This window comes from Streptomyces sp. NPDC001728 (genome assembly GCF_040297565.1).
Lineage (GTDB): Bacteria > Actinomycetota > Actinomycetes > Streptomycetales > Streptomycetaceae > Streptomyces.
On record NZ_JBEOZK010000001.1, the window covers coordinates 356,865 to 372,046 of the forward strand.

Here is a 15,182-nt window from a genome sequence, read left to right on the forward strand (position 1 = left end):
CATCGGTACTACTGGAGCGATGCTCCTGGTGCGCGAGGGGGGAGTTGAACCCCCACGCCCTTTCGGGCACTGGAACCTGAATCCAGCGCGTCTGCCTATTCCGCCACCCGCGCATTGGGTGTGCTCCGGGCTCCCTCACCTTTTGGTGTGAGCGCCTGGCGACATCAGAAGATTAGCACGTCGCAGACCGTGGATTCACATCCGTTGTTTCGGCTCCGCTCGCGCAGAACAAGGTGAGGAGGGGGAGGGAGACGGACCTTCCCCGGAACCTCTCCGGACCGCCCGGACCGTCCCGGACCACACCCGACCGACCCCCGACCGATCCCGACCCACCCCCGACCGACTCCACGGACCCCACCTCTCTCCCGATCTCTCCAGCCGGGTGCGGGACACTGTCCACAGGCCACCTCTACGATCCGTGGGGAACGCCTGTGAGAGGTGACACTCGTCCACAGGGCAGAGAAGGGGAACCAGCCGATTTCCCGACGCGTGGATACGATCAGTAAGCAGTACCAGGACCACAACGACCGAGGAGGTGCCCCATGGGAGTCATGAAGCGTTTCGAGCAGCGTCTCGAAGGTCTGGTCAACGGCACCTTCGCCAAGGTCTTCAAGTCCGAGGTCCAGCCGGTCGAGATCGCCGGCGCGCTCCAGCGCGAGTGCGACAACAACGCGCAGATCTGGAACCGCGAGCGGACCGTCGTCCCGAACGACTTCATCGTCGAGCTGAGCGCACCGGACTACGAGCGCCTCAGCCCCTACTCGGGCCAGCTGGGCGACGAGCTCGCCGGCCTGGTCAGGGACTACGCGAAGCAGCAGCGGTACACCTTCATGGGCCCGATCAAGGTCCACCTGGAGAAGGCCGAGGACCTCGACACCGGCCTGTACCGCGTCCGCAGCCGCACGCTGGCGTCGAGTTCGTCACAGCCGCAGCCGCCCGCGGGCGGCCGGCAGCAGCCTGCCCAGCCCCACCAGCAGCAGGGCCCGGGACAGGGTCGCGGCGGTTACGGGTACCCCCCGGCCGGCGCCCCGCCCATGCCCGCGGCTCCGCCTCCCGGCGCCGCCGGCCACCGGCCGGCCGCAGGGGCCCCCGGCCCCGCCACACACGGCGGAGCGGGCACTCAGCCGCGCCGCTGGATCGAGATCAACGGCACCCGCCACCAGATCTCGCGCCCGACCCTGGTCCTCGGCCGCAGCACCGACGCGGACGTGAGGATCGACGATCCCGGCGTCTCCCGCCGGCACTGCGAGATCCGGACCGGAACGCCCTCGACGATCCAGGATCTGGGATCCACCAACGGCATCGTGGTGGACGGGCAGCACACCACCCGCGCTACGCTCCGCGACGGCTCGCGGATCGTCGTGGGCAGCACCACCATCGTTTACCGGCAAGCCGAAGGGTGAAGCGGGGGCAATGTCAGAGCTGACCCTGACGGTCATGCGGTTGGGTTTCCTGGCCGTTCTGTGGCTGTTCGTCATCGTGGCCGTCCAGGTCATCCGCAGCGACCTCTTCGGTACGCGGGTCACCCAGCGCGGTTCGCGGCGCCAGGAGGCGCGACCTCAGCAGCAGACGGCGCGGCAGACCACCGCGCCACCACAGCAGCGCGGCCAGCAGAGCGCGGGCGGCGGGCGGCAGCGCCGTGGCGCCCCGACCAAGCTGGTCGTCTCCGAGGGCACCCTCACCGGCACGACCGTCGCCCTCCAGGGGCAGACGATCACGCTGGGCCGGGCGCACGACTCGACGATCGTCCTCGACGACGACTACGCCTCCAGCAGGCACGCCAGGATCTACCCGGACCGGGACGGCCAGTGGATCGTCGAGGATCTCGGGTCCACCAACGGCACGTATCTCGACCGGACCCGCCTCACCACCGCGACACCGATTCCGCTGGGCGCGCCGATCCGCATCGGCAAGACCGTCATCGAGCTGCGGAAGTAGTGCTACATCATGAATAGGCACGAGCGGAGCGAGCGAGTCGGGACGGTCCCCGCGACAGGCCGTGCCGCGCTCCTGACCGGAGCGACTGAAGCGACCGGTGTGACCGGAGCGACCGGAGGGTGGGCAGTGTGGGTCGAGACCGGCCGTACCCCGATGCGGCGTCGACAGGGCAGGTGCGCATGACTCTGTCCCTGCGATTCGCCGCGGGCTCGCACAAGGGCATGATCCGCGAGGGCAACGAGGACTCGGGCTACGCCGGTCCCCGGCTGCTCGCCATCGCCGACGGCATGGGCGGCCAGGCCGCCGGTGAGGTCGCCTCCTCCGAGGTGATCTCCACCCTCGTCACGCTCGACGACGACGTCCCGGGCTCCGACATCCTCACCTCGCTCGGTACGGCGGTGCAGCGCGCCAACGACCAGCTCCGGATGATGGTCGAGGAGGACCCGCAGCTCGAAGGCATGGGCACCACGCTCACCGCCCTGCTGTGGACGGGCCAGCGGCTCGGTCTGGTGCACGTCGGGGACTCCCGCGCGTACCTGCTCCGTGACGGCGTCCTGACGCAGATCACACAGGACCACACCTGGGTGCAGCGCCTCGTCGACGAGGGCCGGATCACCGAGGAAGAGGCCACCACCCACCCGCAGCGTTCGCTCCTGATGCGCGCGCTCGGCAGCGGCGACCACGTCGAACCCGACCTCTCCATCCGCGAGGTCCGGGCCGGCGACCGCTATCTGATCTGCTCCGACGGACTGTCCGGCGTGGTCTCGCACCAGACGCTCGAGGACACCCTCGCCAGCTACCAGGGCCCGCAGGAGACCGTGCAGGAGCTGATCCAGCTCGCGCTGCGCGGCGGCGGCCCCGACAACATCACGGTGATCGTCGCCGACGTCCTCGACGTCGACGGCGGCGACACCCTCGCCGGCCACCTCAGCGACATCCCGGTCATCGTGGGCGCCGTCGCGGAGAACCAGGCCCAGCTGAACGACGGCGGGGCCATGCAGACCCCGGCCGGCCGCGCCTCCGGGCTCGGTCGTACGGCTCCGCACCAGCAGCCGCCCGCCGGGGGCTTCGGCCCGCCCGGCAGCGGTGACGGCCACGGCTACGGCGGCATGCCCCCGCAGGGCTCGTTCGAGTCCTACACGGACGACGACTTCGAGAAGCCGCGGACCGGCCGCAAGTGGCTCAAGCGCTCCTTCCTGCTCGTCCTCGTCCTCGCGGTCGCCGGCGGCGGGCTGTACGGCGGCTGGCGCTGGACGCAGAAGCAGTACTTCGTCGGCTCCAAGGACCAGCACGTGGCGCTCTACCAGGGCATCAGCCAGGACCTGGCGTGGATCTCGCTGTCGAAGGTCGAGAAGGACCACCCCGAGATCGAACTCAAGTACCTCCCCGCGTACCAGCGGAAGCAGGTCGAGGACACGATCACCGGCGGCAGCCTCGGAAAGGCCGAGACGAAGATCTCCGAGCTGGCCCTCCAGGCCTCGGCGTGCAAGAAGACCGAGCAGCGCCGTGCCGCCGCCGAGAAGGCCGCCGACCAGGCGAGCAAGCCGCCGGCCCAGAAGCCGGACGGCACCGCCACCCCTGACTCCAAGCCCACCACAGCCGCTCCGTCGCCGGGTCCCGCCCTCACCGCGGAGGAGCAGAAGCTGGCCTCGAACTGCGGCAAGCAGTAAGCACCCGTAGGGGGCCTTTCACCACCATGAGCGTTGTCACCAACACGACCACCATCGGCGCGATCGAGGCGCCGAGCCGCCGCAACACCGAGCTGGCGCTGCTCGCGTTCGCCGTCGTCATTCCGGTGTTCGCGTACCTCAACGTGGGCCTGGCGATCGACGGCAAGGTCCCGGCCGGCATGCTCGGGTACGGACTCGGCCTCGCCCTGCTCGCCGGTGTCGCCCACCTCGTGGTGCGCAAGTGGGCCCCGTACGCGGACCCGCTGCTGCTGCCCCTGGCGACCCTGCTCAACGGCATGGGCCTGGTGCTGATCTGGCGCCTTGACCAGTCGCCGCGGCTGATCGCGAAGTCCATCCGGGACTTCGGAAGTTTCAGCCCCGACGCCCCGAAGCAGATGCTGTACTCGGCGATCGGCATCGCCATGTTCGTGGGCGTGCTGCTGCTGCTGAAGGACCACCGCGTCCTCCAGCGCTACACGTACATCTCCATGGCCGCCGCCCTGGTCCTGCTGCTGCTGCCCCTGGTCCCCGGCCTCGGCACCCCCGTCTACGGCGCCAAGATCTGGATCAACGTCGCCGGTTTCTCCATCCAGCCCGGTGAGTTCGCGAAGATCGTGTTGGCGGTCTTCTTCTCCGGCTATCTGATGGTGAAACGGGATGCCCTGGCGCTGGCGAGCCGCCGGTTCATGGGGCTCTACCTGCCGCGTGGGCGTGACCTCGGCCCGATCCTGACGATCTGGGCGGTCAGCCTCCTCATCCTGGTCTTCGAGAACGACCTCGGTACCTCACTGCTGTTCTTCGGCATGTTCGTGATCATGCTGTACGTGGCGACCGAGCGGACCAGCTGGATCGTCATGGGTCTGCTGATGTCCGTCGCGGGCGCGGTGGGTGTGGCCTCCTTCGCGAGCCACGTCCAGGCCCGTGTGGACGCCTGGGCCGACCCGTTCGCCTGCGCGGACACGGTCCCGGCCTGTGACCAGATGACCCAGGTGCTGATGTCCTTCGGCTCTGGCGGCATCCTCGGCACCGGCCTCGGCCAGGGCAACTCCGACCTGATCGGCTTCGCCGCCAACTCCGACTTCATCTTCGCCACCGTCGGCGAGGAGCTCGGCCTCACCGGCGTGATGGTCTTCCTACTCCTCTACGGGCTGATCATCGAGCGCGGTGTCCGCACCTCCCTCGCCGCCCGTGACCCCTTCGGCAAGCTGCTCGCGATGGGCCTCTCCGGCGCCTTCGCGCTCCAGATCTTCGTCGTCGCCGGCGGTGTAATGGGTCTCATCCCGCTCACCGGTATGACCATGCCGTTCCTGGCGTACGGCGGTTCCTCCGTGATCGCCAACTGGGCCCTGGTCGGCATCCTGATCCGGATCAGCGACACCGCGCGCCGCCCCGCGCCCGCGCCCGCCCCGTCCCCCGACGCCGAGATGACCCAGGTGGTCCGTCCGTGAACAAGCCGCTGCGGCGGGTCGCGATCTTCTGCGGCCTGCTCGTCCTCGCCCTGCTCCTGCGCGACAACTGGCTCCAGTTCGTCCGCGCCGACGAGCTGAACGCCCACTCGCGCAACAAGCGGGTGCAGATCGAGCGGTACGCCAACGTCCGCGGCAACATCATCGTGGACGGCAAGCCCGTCACCGGCTCCGTCGACTCCCAGGACACGTTCTACAAGTACAAGCGCACTTACATCGACGGCCCCATGTGGGCCCCGGTCACCGGCTACGCCTCGCAGGCCTACGACGCCAACCAGATCGAGAAGATCGAGGACGGCATCCTCACCGGCAACGACGACCGGCTCTTCTTCGACCGCACCCTCGCCATGTTCACCGGTGAGAAGAAGAAGGGCGGCGACGTCGTCACCACCCTCAACGGGGCCGCGCAGAAGGCCGCCTTCGAGGGACTCGGCAGCAAGACCGGCGCCGTCGTCGCGATCGACCCGAAGACCGGCAAGATCCTCGCGATGGCCTCCACCCCCTCGTACGACCCCTCCTCCTTCGCCGGTTACTCCGGCAAGGACGAGAAGGCCTGGGTGGCCCTGGAGAACAACAAGAACAAGCCGAAGCTGAACCGCGCGATCCGCGAGATCTACCCGCCCGGTTCCGTCTTCAAGGTCGTCACGGCCGCCGCGGCCCTGGAGAGCGGCAAGGTCACCGACATCAACGCGGCGACCGACACCCCCGAGGGCTGGAAGATCCCGCTCTCCAGGGTGCCGATGGTCAACCACGCCAACGGCTGCGCCAACGCCAGCCTCACCAAGGCGCTGGAAGTCTCCTGCAACTCGGTGTTCGCAAAGCTCGGCGACGACGTCGGCCGCGACAAGATGGTGGAGACGGCCGAGAAGTTCGGTTTCAACGCCGAGCAGTTCACCCCGGTCCGCTCCGCGGCCTCGGTCTACGACAAGAAGTCCGACCGCGGCGGCAACGCGCTCTCGTCCATCGGCCAGTTCAACACCGCGACCACCCCGCTCCAGATGGCGATGGTCACGGCGGCGATCGCCAACGACGGCAAGCTCATGAAGCCGTACATGATCGACGAGCTGCGCGCGCCCAATGTCGACCTGATCAAGAAGACCGAGCCGGAGGAGATGAGCCGCCCGGTCTCGGAGAAGAACGCCCAGCTCCTCCAGCAGATGATGGAGAACGTCGTCTCCAAGGGCACCGGCGGCAAGGCCGAGCTGAACATGGACGGCGTGAAGGTCGGCGGCAAGACGGGTACGGCACAGCACGGCGAGAAGAACGCGAAGCGCCCGTACGCCTGGTTCATCTCGTACGCGAAGACCGCCGAGGGTTCCCCGGTGGCGGTCGCCGTCGTCGTGGAGGACTCGGCGGGCACGGACCGTGAGGACATCACCGGTGGCGGTCTCGCCGCCCCGATCGCCAAGGCCGTCATGAAGGCGGTACTGAAGACCCGCGGCTGACCTCGCCCATGTACCGGTCAGGTATCAGGTACCGGTCCCTGGCGGAACGTCTGCCCGGGGCCGGTACCGTATGCGCGAACAGCACACACCGCCGGACCACCCATGGGTGCGGTCGGGACAGACGGAGAGGGCTGGATTAGCTATGGAAGAGCCGCGTCGCCTCGGCGGCCGGTACGAGCTGGGCTCGGTGCTCGGCCGTGGTGGCATGGCCGAGGTCTACCTCGGACAGGACACCCGGCTCGGCCGCACCGTCGCCGTGAAGACGCTGCGGGTCGACCTGGCCCGCGATCCGTCCTTCCAGGCCCGGTTCCGCCGTGAGGCACAGTCCGCCGCCTCGCTGAACCACCCGGCGATCGTCGCGGTCTACGACACCGGTGAGGACTACGTCGACGGGGTCTCCATCCCGTACATCGTGATGGAGTACGTCGACGGGTCGACCCTGCGTGAGCTGCTGCACTCCGGGCGCAAGCTGCTGCCCGAGCGCACGCTCGAGATGACGGTCGGCATCCTCCAGGCGCTGGAGTACTCGCACCGCGCCGGCATCGTGCACCGTGACATCAAGCCGGCGAACGTCATGCTGACGCGCACCGGTCAGGTCAAGGTCATGGACTTCGGCATCGCCCGCGCCATGGGCGACTCCGGCATGACCATGACGCAGACCTCCGCGGTCATCGGCACGGCCCAGTACCTCTCCCCCGAGCAGGCCAAGGGCGAGCAGGTCGACGCCCGCTCCGACCTGTACTCCACGGGCTGCCTGCTGTACGAGCTGCTCACCGTCCGTCCGCCGTTCATCGGCGACTCCCCGGTCGCGGTCGCGTACCAGCACGTGCGCGAGGAGCCGCAGCCGCCGAGCAACTTCGACCCCGAGATCACTCCCGAGATGGACGCCATCGTCCTCAAGGCGCTGGTCAAGGACCCCGACTACCGCTACCAGTCCGCCGACGAGATGCGCGCGGACATCGAGGCCTGCCTCGACGGTCAGCCGGTCGCCGCCGCTGCCGCGATGGGCATGGGGATGGGCATGGCGGGCGCGCCCGCGTACGGCGGGGGCTACGGCTATCCGCCGGAGGACCAGCCGACGACGGCGCTGCGCCAGGCCGACCCGGGCGGCCAGACCACGATGCTGCCCCCGATCAACCACGACGACGGCGGCTACGGCTACGACGACCGCCCGGACCGGCGCCGCGGCGGCGGCCAGAAGAAGTCGAACACCTCGACGATCCTGCTGGTCGTCGCGGGCATCCTGGTGCTGGTCGGCGCGATCTTGATCGGCGTCTATGTGTTCCAGGAGAAGGACAGCCCCCGCAAGGTGCCCGTCCCGAACCTGGTCGGCCAGACCATGCAGGGGGCGACGGGGCTCGCCACCAACGCCGAGGTGAAGGTCCAGCAGGCCGGCACCGAGCGCTGCGACCAGCCCAAGGGCGCCATCTGCCGCCAGACCCCGGCCGCGGACGGCACCGCGACCATGGACCTCAACGGCACCGTCCAGGTGTTCCTCTCCGAGGGTGCGCCCCTCACCGAGGTGCCCGACGTGGTCGAGCAGTCCCAGGAGCGCGCCGAGGAGTCCCTCAAGAGCAAGGGCTTCAAGGTCAAGGTGGAGCAGGAGGAGTCCGGCGAGAACCCGGGTTCGGTCCTGCGTCAGAACCCCGACGGCGGCACCAAGGCGGAGAAGAACTCCGAGGTGACGATCACCGTCGCGAAGCAGAAGCAGAAGACCGTTCCCCCGGTGGTCGGCAACCAGCTGGCGCAGGCCGAGCAGCAGCTCAAGGAACTGGGCTTCGTCGTGATCACCGAGTACGTCGACAACGACCAGCCCAAGGACCAGGTCCTGGCGCAGACCCCGGACGGCAACGCGACGGCGGGCGAGGGCGCCGAGGTGAAGCTCCGGGTCTCCAAGGGTCCGCAGCAGCCCACGACGCAGCCGGTCCCGCCGATCACGGGCATGACCCTGGACGCGGCGCGTGCCGCGCTCGCCGCGATGGGCTACCAGCTCGGCAACGTGGACGGCCCCAACCGGGGTGACGCGAAGGTCACCGAGCAGGACGTGCCGCCGGGCACGCAGGGCCAGCCGAACCAGCCGGTCAACGTGAAGACGGAGAAGCAGGACGGCGGCGGCTGGTTCGGCTAGCCGAACGCCGTAGGCCGTACGCAAGGGGCGAGCCCCGGCACCCACCGGGTGCCGGGGCTCGCCCCTTGCTCACGTCCCAAGCCTTCGTCAGCGAAGCTCCGCCGGGGGCGTCCGCTCGCGGTCGACCTTCTCGGTGCGCTCCAGCTCGCCCCACACGATGTACCGGTAGTCGGAGGTGTACATGGGGGTGCAGGTGGTCAGCGTGATGTACCGGCCCGGCTTGTTCTTGCCGGACTCCTCGGGGACCGGCTGGAGGACGTCCACGTTGTACTTCGTGGTCTCCGGCAGGGTCTTGTAGACCTTGTAGACGTACCAGGTGTCCTTGGTCTCGAAGACGATCGGGTCACCGGTCTTCAACTTGTGGATGTTGTGGAACTTGGCGCCGTGGCCGTCCCGGTGGGCGGCCAGCGTGAAGTTGCCCTGCTTGTCCTGCGGGAGCGCGGACTTGATCGGGTCGGTGTAGTAGCCGGCGACACCGTGGTTGAGGACGTCGGTGCCGGTGCCCTGCTTCACCAGGACCTCGCCGTTCTTCATCGCCGGAACGTGGAGGAAGCCGATGCCGTCCTTCGTGTCGAGCGCCCCGGGGCTGTCGGCCCAGTGGTCGCGGACCTGGGCGCCGTCCTGGTCGGCGGCGCGGTCGGCGAGCACGTTGGTCCACCACAGCGAGTAGACGACGAAGAGGCCGAGCACCAGGCCCGCTGTGATGAGGAGTTCGCCGAGGAGACTGATCATCCCGGCGATCCGATTGCGCACGCGTGCCACTAGGTCGTCCCGTCGTCCCGTCCGGAGGTGTGGGGTCTCAGCCTACGAGCGCTTTCGGCTTTCCCTCGCTGCGCGGGCGTTCCTCGATCAGCTTGCCCCACACGATCATGCGGTAGGTGCTGGTGAACTCGGGTGTGCAGGTGGTCAGCGTGATGTACCGGCCGGGCCCGTCGAAGCCGGACTGCTTCGGCACGGGGTCGATCACGGAGACGTTCGAGGGCGAGGTCTGCGGCAGGATGCTCGCCATCTCGTAGGTGTAGTACGCGGTCTGCGTCTCGACGACGATCGGGTCGCCGGGCTTCAACTGGTTGATGTACCGGAACGGTTCGCCGTGGGTGTTGCGGTGGCCGGCGACGGCGAAGTTGCCCTTCTTGTCGGCGGGCATGGCGGTCTTGAGCTTGCCCTCGCCGTAGTGGCCGACCATGCCCTTGTCGAGGACCTGGCTTTTACTGATGCCCTCGGCGATGGGGACGACGACGTCCAGCTTGGGGATGTACATGATGGCGAAGCCCTGGCCGGGCTCGAAGGCGTCCGGCGCCGTGCCGGCGCCCTGGTCGCCCTTGGCCCAGGTGTCCTCGATCCGCGCCTTGGCGCGGTTGGTCTCCTGGCCGGCGAGGACGTTCGTCCACCACAGCTGGTAGGTGACGAAGAGCAGCATGACGACGCCGAAGGTGATGAAGAGTTCGCCGACGACCCGGCTGGCGACGACGCCGACGCTGTCCTTGGCGGCGCGGGCGGCGCGGCGGGCCTCGACGCGGGAGAGCGGGGCGGCGGGTACGGCGGGGGGCGTGCCGTCGGGGGAGCCGGTGGCGGGGCCTCTACGGCCTTTGGCACGGCCTCCCTTGGCGGCGCGGCGGCGTTCGGCACGGCCGGGTCCGGGAAGCGGCTCGGAGGAGGGCCCGGGAAGGGGCTCCACGGCCTCCAGGGGCATCGTCTCGCTCACGGAGGCCCGCGGGGACTCCTCCGCCTCGTACGGCTCGTACGGGGGCGCGTAGGGGCTTTCCTGGGCGACGGCCCCGTAGGACGGGGACTCACAGATCGACGGGGCGGGCGCGGGCGGCTCGTAGGCGTACGGCTCGGCCGGCGTCGCGTGGGGCTCCGCGGGGGCGTGCTGCGGTGCGTACGCCTCCGCGGGGGCGTGCTGCGGTGCGTACGCCTCCGCCGGCGCGTACTGCGGTGCGTACGGGTCCGCGGGCGCGTAGGGCTCCGCCGGTACGTACGGCTCGGCGGAGGCGTAAGGGTCGGCCGGTGCGTAGGGGTCCGCGGGTATCGGCTCGGGGCCCGGTTCGTTCGTCGGCCGGAACCACGGGGAGCCCGTCGTCACGCGACGGCCTTGCCCACCACCGGCGCGAGCCCCGCCGACCGTCCGACCGCCCCCTTGTCGCCGCACTGCTCAAGCCAGTTGGCGAGCATCAGGTGGCCGTGCTCGGTGAGGACGGACTCGGGGTGGAACTGCACGCCCTCGACCGGGAGTTCGCGGTGGCGGAGGCCCATGATGATGCCGTCCTCGGTCCGCGCGGTGACCTCGAGCTCGGCCGGCAGGGCGGCGGGCTCGGCGGCCAGCGAGTGGTAGCGGGTCGCGGTGAACGGCGAGGGCAGTCCGGCGAAGACGCCCAGGCCCTCGTGCGTGACCAGGGAGGTCTTGCCGTGCAGCAGCTCGGGCGCGCGGTCGACGACCCCGCCGTACGCGACGGCCATGGACTGCATGCCGAGGCAGACGCCGAAGACGGGCACGCCGGTGTCCGCGCAGTGCCGGACCATGTCGATGCAGACCCCGGCCTGTTCGGGCGCGCCGGGTCCGGGCGAGAGCAGGACGCCGTCGAAGCCGTCCTGGGCGTGGCTGAGCTCGACCTCGTCGTTGCGGCGGACCTCGCACTCGGCGCCGAGCTGGTAGAGGTACTGGACGAGGTTGAAGACGAAGCTGTCGTAGTTGTCGACGACGAGAATGCGCGCGCTCACTGGCCGTCCACCGTCACATCGTTGAACGGAAGCAGTGGCTCCGCCCAGGGGAACACGTACTGGAACAGGACGTAGACGATCGCGAGGACCAGCACGATCGAGAGCAGCGCCCGTACCCACGCGTTGCCCGGCAGATGCCGCCAGATCCAGCCGTACATGACGTCGACCGCCCCTTCCGTTCGTTACGACGACCAGAGTACGGGGCGAGGGGGCTCTGGGGGGTCAGCTGTCGAAAGCCTGTGGACGGCCGTCGGCGACCGGCCGGGTGGCGTCGAGGTGCGCCCAGACGACGAGCCGGTGGCTGCTGCCCCACTCGGGGTCACAGGTGGTGAGGGTGAGATAGCGGCCGGGCCCGTCGAAGCCCGACTTCCGGGGCAGCGGGTCGACGACCCCGACGTCGGTGGGGACGGTCCGGTAGGGGCCTCGGTCGATCCGGTACGTGAACCAGGTCGTCCCGTCGGTGAGGATCACCGCGTCGCCGGGGCGCAGCCGCGGGAAGTCCTTGAAGGGGTCCCCGTACGTGCGGCGGTGGCCGGCGACGGAGAAGTTGCCGGTGCCGCCGAGCCGGGTGGTGGCCGCGTAGTGCCCGAGGCCCTTCTTGAGGACGCCCGGCCCGGTGCCTTCGAGGACCGGCCACTTCCAGTCCTTGCCGAGCCGGGGGACGTACATGACGGCGATGCCCTTGCCGGGAGCGTAGCGACGCGCGCGCGTGGGGGCGGGTCCGGCGGTGGCGGGGACGTTCGTCCACTCCCGCTGGAGGGCGTCGATCTGGCCGGCGCTCGCGCTCTGGGCCTGGATCCCCGTCCAGTACAGGACGTACACGACGAAGAGGACGATCAGGGTGCCGACGGTGAGGCAGAGTTCACTGAAGGTCCGTACGACGAGCCGCAAGCGCCCCTCCCGGTGTCAGGTCACCGGTGGTCAGCTCACCGGCTTCGCCTGGTGGAGGTCCACTGTGCCCGAGTAGCCGGGAAGAGTCACCGTCTTGTGCTCGTCGACTTTCCAGCCGAGCCCGTAGGCCTTCACGTACAGCTGGTAGTTCTGGAGCGCCGGGGAGCCCGCGAGGGCCTTGTTCAGCTTCCCCCGGTCACCGACGGCGGTGATCTTGTACGGGGGCGAGTAGACGCGGCCCTGGAGGATCAGGGTGTTGCCGACGCAGCGGACGGCGCTGGTGGAGATGAGCCGCTGGTCCATGACGCGGATGCCCTCGGCGCCGCCCTGCCACAGGGCGTTGACGACGGCCTGCAGGTCCTGCTGGTGGATGACCAGGTCGTTGGCCTGCGGTTCGGGGTATCCGGGGGCGGCCTGGGCGTTCGGCGGGGCGTCGTTCAGAGTGACGGTGAGGCCGGATCCGGCGACCTCGCTGGTCCCGGCGGACGCTTCGAGCGCGGCGAGCTTCGCGTCCTCCGCGCGGGTGGAACCGTCGTCGCGGGCGGCGAGGGAGTCGACCTGGGAGCGGAGGGCGGCGGTGGTCTCGTCGAGGCCGGCGTTCTTGTGGCTGCGCTCCTCGATCAGGTCGGAGAGGCGCAGGAGCGAGGCGTCCGTGCGGATGTTGGTGCCCTTGGCGGTGTTGAAGCTCGTGACGAAGATCAGTCCGGCGAGGGCGAAAACGGCCAGCGTGAGGACCCGGACGGGGCGCCACCCGGTGGTGCGGCCCGGCCCTTCGGGAGTGCCGGCGGAATTGCTCAACGTACCCTGATCCCCTTCGGTGCCGTGGAACCACTACGCTAACGGACGCCTGGGGGACTCGGACGTCCTCCTTCGTCACATCCCGGCGCCAGCCACAGTTCCCTGCGCGGTCACGCAGCGCATCGACAGGAGAGTTCCTCGTGCCGAAGTCACGGATCCGCAAGAAGGCCGACTTCACGCCCCCGCCCGCGAAGCAGGCGACCAACATCAAGCTGACCAACCGCAGCTGGGTGGCGCCTGTGATGCTGGCGCTGTTCGCCATCGGTCTGGTGTGGATCGTGGTCTTCTACGTCACCGACGGTTCGATGCCGATCGAGTCGATCCGGAACTGGAACATCGTGGTGGGCTTCGGCTTCATCGCGGCCGGCTTCGGCGTCTCCACGCAGTGGAAGTAGCGGCGGTCTAGCCTCCTCGGGGGCTGCTCGTCAAGCTCTCCCCTGAACTTATCCACAGCGTTGTGCACAGCACTGGATAACTTACGAAGATCTGTGGATAACTCGCACCGCGTTGACGCCGGTATGACTGGAATCACCTCGGCATGAACGCCTCACACCCCTCGCCTCCCTGGAGAAATACCAGGTCAGAGGCGAGGGGCGTGATGTTTCCCCACCCGGCGGGGACAACCCGCCACACACTGTGGATAACTCTGGGGAAAGCTCCCAGAAAAGCTCGTCCACAGGCCTCTGCGCTCAGGTGAGCGCCGCCGTGCGGGCCACGACCATCCCCACGTCCACGAGCAGCAGCAGACCGACGGCCCCGTACTGCACGAGGTCCCGGCGGGCCCGGGGCGCGTGCACGAGCGCGTACGTCACCAGGACGCCCGCGACCAGACCGCCGACATGGGCCTCCCAGGAGATCCCCGGACGGGTGAATGTCATGAGCAGCGACAGGGCCACGAAGAGGATCACCGGCCGCATGTCGTGACGGCGTCGGCGGGCCAGCACCACCCAGGCCCCGACCAGTCCGTAGACGACGCCCGAGGCGCCCAGCGAGGGCTGGTTCGGCTCGGCCACGAGATAGACGAGCACGGATCCGGAGAGCCCGGAGAGCAGACAGAGGGCGGCGTACCGGATCCGCCCGAGCTCCGGTTCGACGATCCCGCCGATCACCCACAGGCCCAGCACGTTGAAGAGGATGTGCCAGACCTCCTGGTGGAGGACGGTCGCGGTCAGCAGCCGGTACCACTCGCCGTCCGCGACGCCGACGACCTCGCCGAGCGGCGGGCTGTAGGCGTACCCGATGAGCACCAGTTCGTCGACGAGCCGGTCGCCGACGATCAGCACCGCGAGGTAGACGGCGAGGTTGATCCCGATGAGGATCTTGGTGACGAAACGGCCGTCAGCCGTCACCCGGCCGCCGGCGAGCGTCCTCGGCTGGTTGGCGTCGGGGGCGTGGCCGGTCCCCGAGCCCTTGCGCACACAGTCGGGGCACTGGAAGCCGACGGAGGCGGAGACCATGCACCGGGTGCAGATCGGCTTGTCGCAGCGGGTGCAGCGGATGCCGGTCTCGGCCTCGGGGTGGCGGTAGCAGCGGGACGGACCGGACTGCGGGTCCGTGGAAGGTCGCGGGTCCATGGGAGGTTCCGGTTCCATCCGTCTCAGCGCTTCTCGATCACCACGGTGTCGACGACCACGTCCTGCACCGGCCGCTCGGTGTGCGGGTCGGTGGCGACGGCCGCGATGGCGTCGACGACCTTGCGGCTCTCCTTGTCCACGACCTCGCCGAAGATGGTGTGCTTGCGGTTCAGCCAGGTCGCGGGGGCGACGGTGACGAAGAACTGGGAGCCGTTGGTGCCCGGCCCGGCGTTGGCCATGGCGAGCAGATAGGGGCGGTCGAAGAACAGCTCCGGGTGGAACTCGTCGGCGAACGCGTAGCCGGGGTCGCCGGTGCCGTCCCCGAGAGGGTCGCCGCCCTGGATCATGAAGCCCTTGATGACCCGGTGGAAGACCGTGCCGTCGTACAGCGGGTCCGAGGAGACCTTGCCGGTCGCGGGGTGGGTCCACTCGCGCTCGCCGGCGGCGAGCTCGACGAGGTTCCGCACCGTCTTGGGGGCGTGGAACGGCATCAGCCGCACCTCGATGTCACCCAGGCTGGTCTTGAGGATCGCGTACAGCTGCTCGGCCAC

At 69.3% G+C, this 15,182-nt stretch carries 15 protein-coding genes and 1 tRNA gene; 7 read left to right on the top strand and 9 right to left on the bottom strand.

Annotated elements, in window-relative coordinates:
- Positions 1–26: 26 nt before the first annotated feature.
- Positions 27–113 (bottom strand) — tRNA-Leu (locus tag ABT154_RS01550).
- Between the two features lie 429 nt (positions 114–542).
- On the opposite strand from ABT154_RS01550, the gene ABT154_RS01555 reads away from it, so the two are divergent.
- The 6 genes from ABT154_RS01555 to pknB all read left to right on the top strand — a co-directional run bounded on the left by ABT154_RS01555 (position 543) and on the right by pknB (position 8,647).
- Positions 543–1,403: an FHA domain-containing protein gene (locus ABT154_RS01555; RefSeq protein ID WP_351851447.1), complete on the top strand. Its 861-nt coding sequence runs from the start codon at positions 543–545 to the stop codon at positions 1,401–1,403.
- A 10-nt stretch (positions 1,404–1,413) separates the two neighbouring features.
- A complete protein-coding gene (locus ABT154_RS01560) occupies positions 1,414–1,938 on the top strand; it encodes an FHA domain-containing protein FhaB/FipA (protein WP_351851449.1) in 525 nt (174 codons plus the stop codon).
- A gap of 179 nt (positions 1,939–2,117) precedes the next feature.
- The gene (locus ABT154_RS01565) at positions 2,118–3,608 is read left to right on the top strand and encodes a Stp1/IreP family PP2C-type Ser/Thr phosphatase (protein ID WP_351851451.1); all 1,491 of its coding nucleotides are present in this window, start codon (positions 2,118–2,120) and stop codon (positions 3,606–3,608) included.
- 26 nt (positions 3,609–3,634) lie between these two features.
- A complete protein-coding gene (locus tag ABT154_RS01570) occupies positions 3,635–5,056 on the top strand; it encodes an FtsW/RodA/SpoVE family cell cycle protein (protein WP_351851453.1) in 1,422 nt (473 codons plus the stop codon).
- On the top strand, positions 5,053–6,519 hold the full coding sequence (locus ABT154_RS01575; RefSeq protein ID WP_351851455.1) for a peptidoglycan D,D-transpeptidase FtsI family protein: 1,467 nt from the start codon (positions 5,053–5,055) through the stop codon (positions 6,517–6,519). Before ABT154_RS01570 ends, ABT154_RS01575 begins: the two co-directional genes overlap by 4 nt.
- A gap of 142 nt (positions 6,520–6,661) precedes the next feature.
- Entirely contained in the window at positions 6,662–8,647 is a 1,986-nt protein-coding gene (gene pknB, locus ABT154_RS01580; RefSeq protein WP_351851458.1) for a Stk1 family PASTA domain-containing Ser/Thr kinase, read from the top strand.
- Between the two features lie 87 nt (positions 8,648–8,734).
- Here pknB and ABT154_RS01585 read toward each other — a convergent pair whose 3' ends face one another.
- From ABT154_RS01585 to ABT154_RS01610, 6 genes are all read right to left on the bottom strand, one after another.
- The gene (locus ABT154_RS01585) at positions 8,735–9,409 is read right to left on the bottom strand and encodes a class E sortase (protein WP_351851460.1); all 675 of its coding nucleotides are present in this window, start codon (positions 9,407–9,409) and stop codon (positions 8,735–8,737) included.
- Between the two features lie 37 nt (positions 9,410–9,446).
- Complete coding sequence (locus ABT154_RS01590) at positions 9,447–10,733, bottom strand: class E sortase (protein WP_351851463.1); 1,287 nt, start codon at positions 10,731–10,733, stop codon at positions 9,447–9,449.
- Entirely contained in the window at positions 10,730–11,368 is a 639-nt protein-coding gene (locus tag ABT154_RS01595) for an aminodeoxychorismate/anthranilate synthase component II (RefSeq protein WP_351851466.1), read from the bottom strand. The genes ABT154_RS01590 and ABT154_RS01595 overlap by 4 nt, the downstream gene beginning before the upstream one ends.
- Positions 11,365–11,526: a hypothetical protein gene (locus ABT154_RS01600; RefSeq protein ID WP_107103837.1), complete on the bottom strand. Its 162-nt coding sequence runs from the start codon at positions 11,524–11,526 to the stop codon at positions 11,365–11,367. Before ABT154_RS01600 ends, ABT154_RS01595 begins: the two co-directional genes overlap by 4 nt.
- A 64-nt stretch (positions 11,527–11,590) precedes the next feature.
- Positions 11,591–12,259, bottom strand: a complete 669-nt coding sequence (locus ABT154_RS01605) for a class E sortase (protein WP_351851468.1) — start codon at positions 12,257–12,259, stop codon at positions 11,591–11,593.
- A gap of 30 nt (positions 12,260–12,289) precedes the next feature.
- A complete protein-coding gene (locus tag ABT154_RS01610; RefSeq protein WP_351851471.1) occupies positions 12,290–13,057 on the bottom strand; it encodes a DUF881 domain-containing protein in 768 nt (255 codons plus the stop codon).
- A gap of 140 nt (positions 13,058–13,197) precedes the next feature.
- Here ABT154_RS01610 and crgA point away from each other — a divergent pair, with 140 nt between their 5' ends.
- Positions 13,198–13,452 (top strand): cell division protein CrgA, encoded by a 255-nt coding sequence (crgA, locus tag ABT154_RS01615; RefSeq protein WP_306329356.1) that lies wholly within the window; start codon positions 13,198–13,200, stop codon positions 13,450–13,452.
- A gap of 294 nt (positions 13,453–13,746) precedes the next feature.
- Here the strand turns inward: crgA and ABT154_RS01620 are convergent, their stop codons facing one another.
- A complete protein-coding gene (locus ABT154_RS01620) occupies positions 13,747–14,631 on the bottom strand; it encodes a rhomboid family intramembrane serine protease (RefSeq protein WP_351851475.1) in 885 nt (294 codons plus the stop codon).
- 23 nt (positions 14,632–14,654) lie between these two features.
- On the bottom strand, positions 14,655–15,182 hold the full coding sequence (locus ABT154_RS01625) for a peptidylprolyl isomerase (RefSeq protein WP_351851478.1): 528 nt from the start codon (positions 15,180–15,182) through the stop codon (positions 14,655–14,657).

What these genes read in the sequence shown, in the direction of transcription:
- ABT154_RS01555 (WP_351851447.1), top strand. Translation starts at nt 543, where the DNA reads ATGGGAGTCATGAAGCGTTTCGAGCAGCGTCTCGAAGGTCTGGTCAAC.
- ABT154_RS01560 (WP_351851449.1), top strand. Translation starts at nt 1,414, where the DNA reads ATGTCAGAGCTGACCCTGACGGTCATGCGGTTGGGTTTCCTGGCCGTT.
- ABT154_RS01565 (WP_351851451.1), top strand. Translation starts at nt 2,118, where the DNA reads ATGACTCTGTCCCTGCGATTCGCCGCGGGCTCGCACAAGGGCATGATC.
- ABT154_RS01570 (WP_351851453.1), top strand. Translation starts at nt 3,635, where the DNA reads ATGAGCGTTGTCACCAACACGACCACCATCGGCGCGATCGAGGCGCCG.
- pknB (WP_351851458.1), top strand. Translation starts at nt 6,662, where the DNA reads ATGGAAGAGCCGCGTCGCCTCGGCGGCCGGTACGAGCTGGGCTCGGTG.
- ABT154_RS01600 (WP_107103837.1), bottom strand. Translation starts at nt 11,526, where the DNA reads ATGTACGGCTGGATCTGGCGGCATCTGCCGGGCAACGCGTGGGTACGG.
- ABT154_RS01620 (WP_351851475.1), bottom strand. Translation starts at nt 14,631, where the DNA reads ATGGACCCGCGACCTTCCACGGACCCGCAGTCCGGTCCGTCCCGCTGC.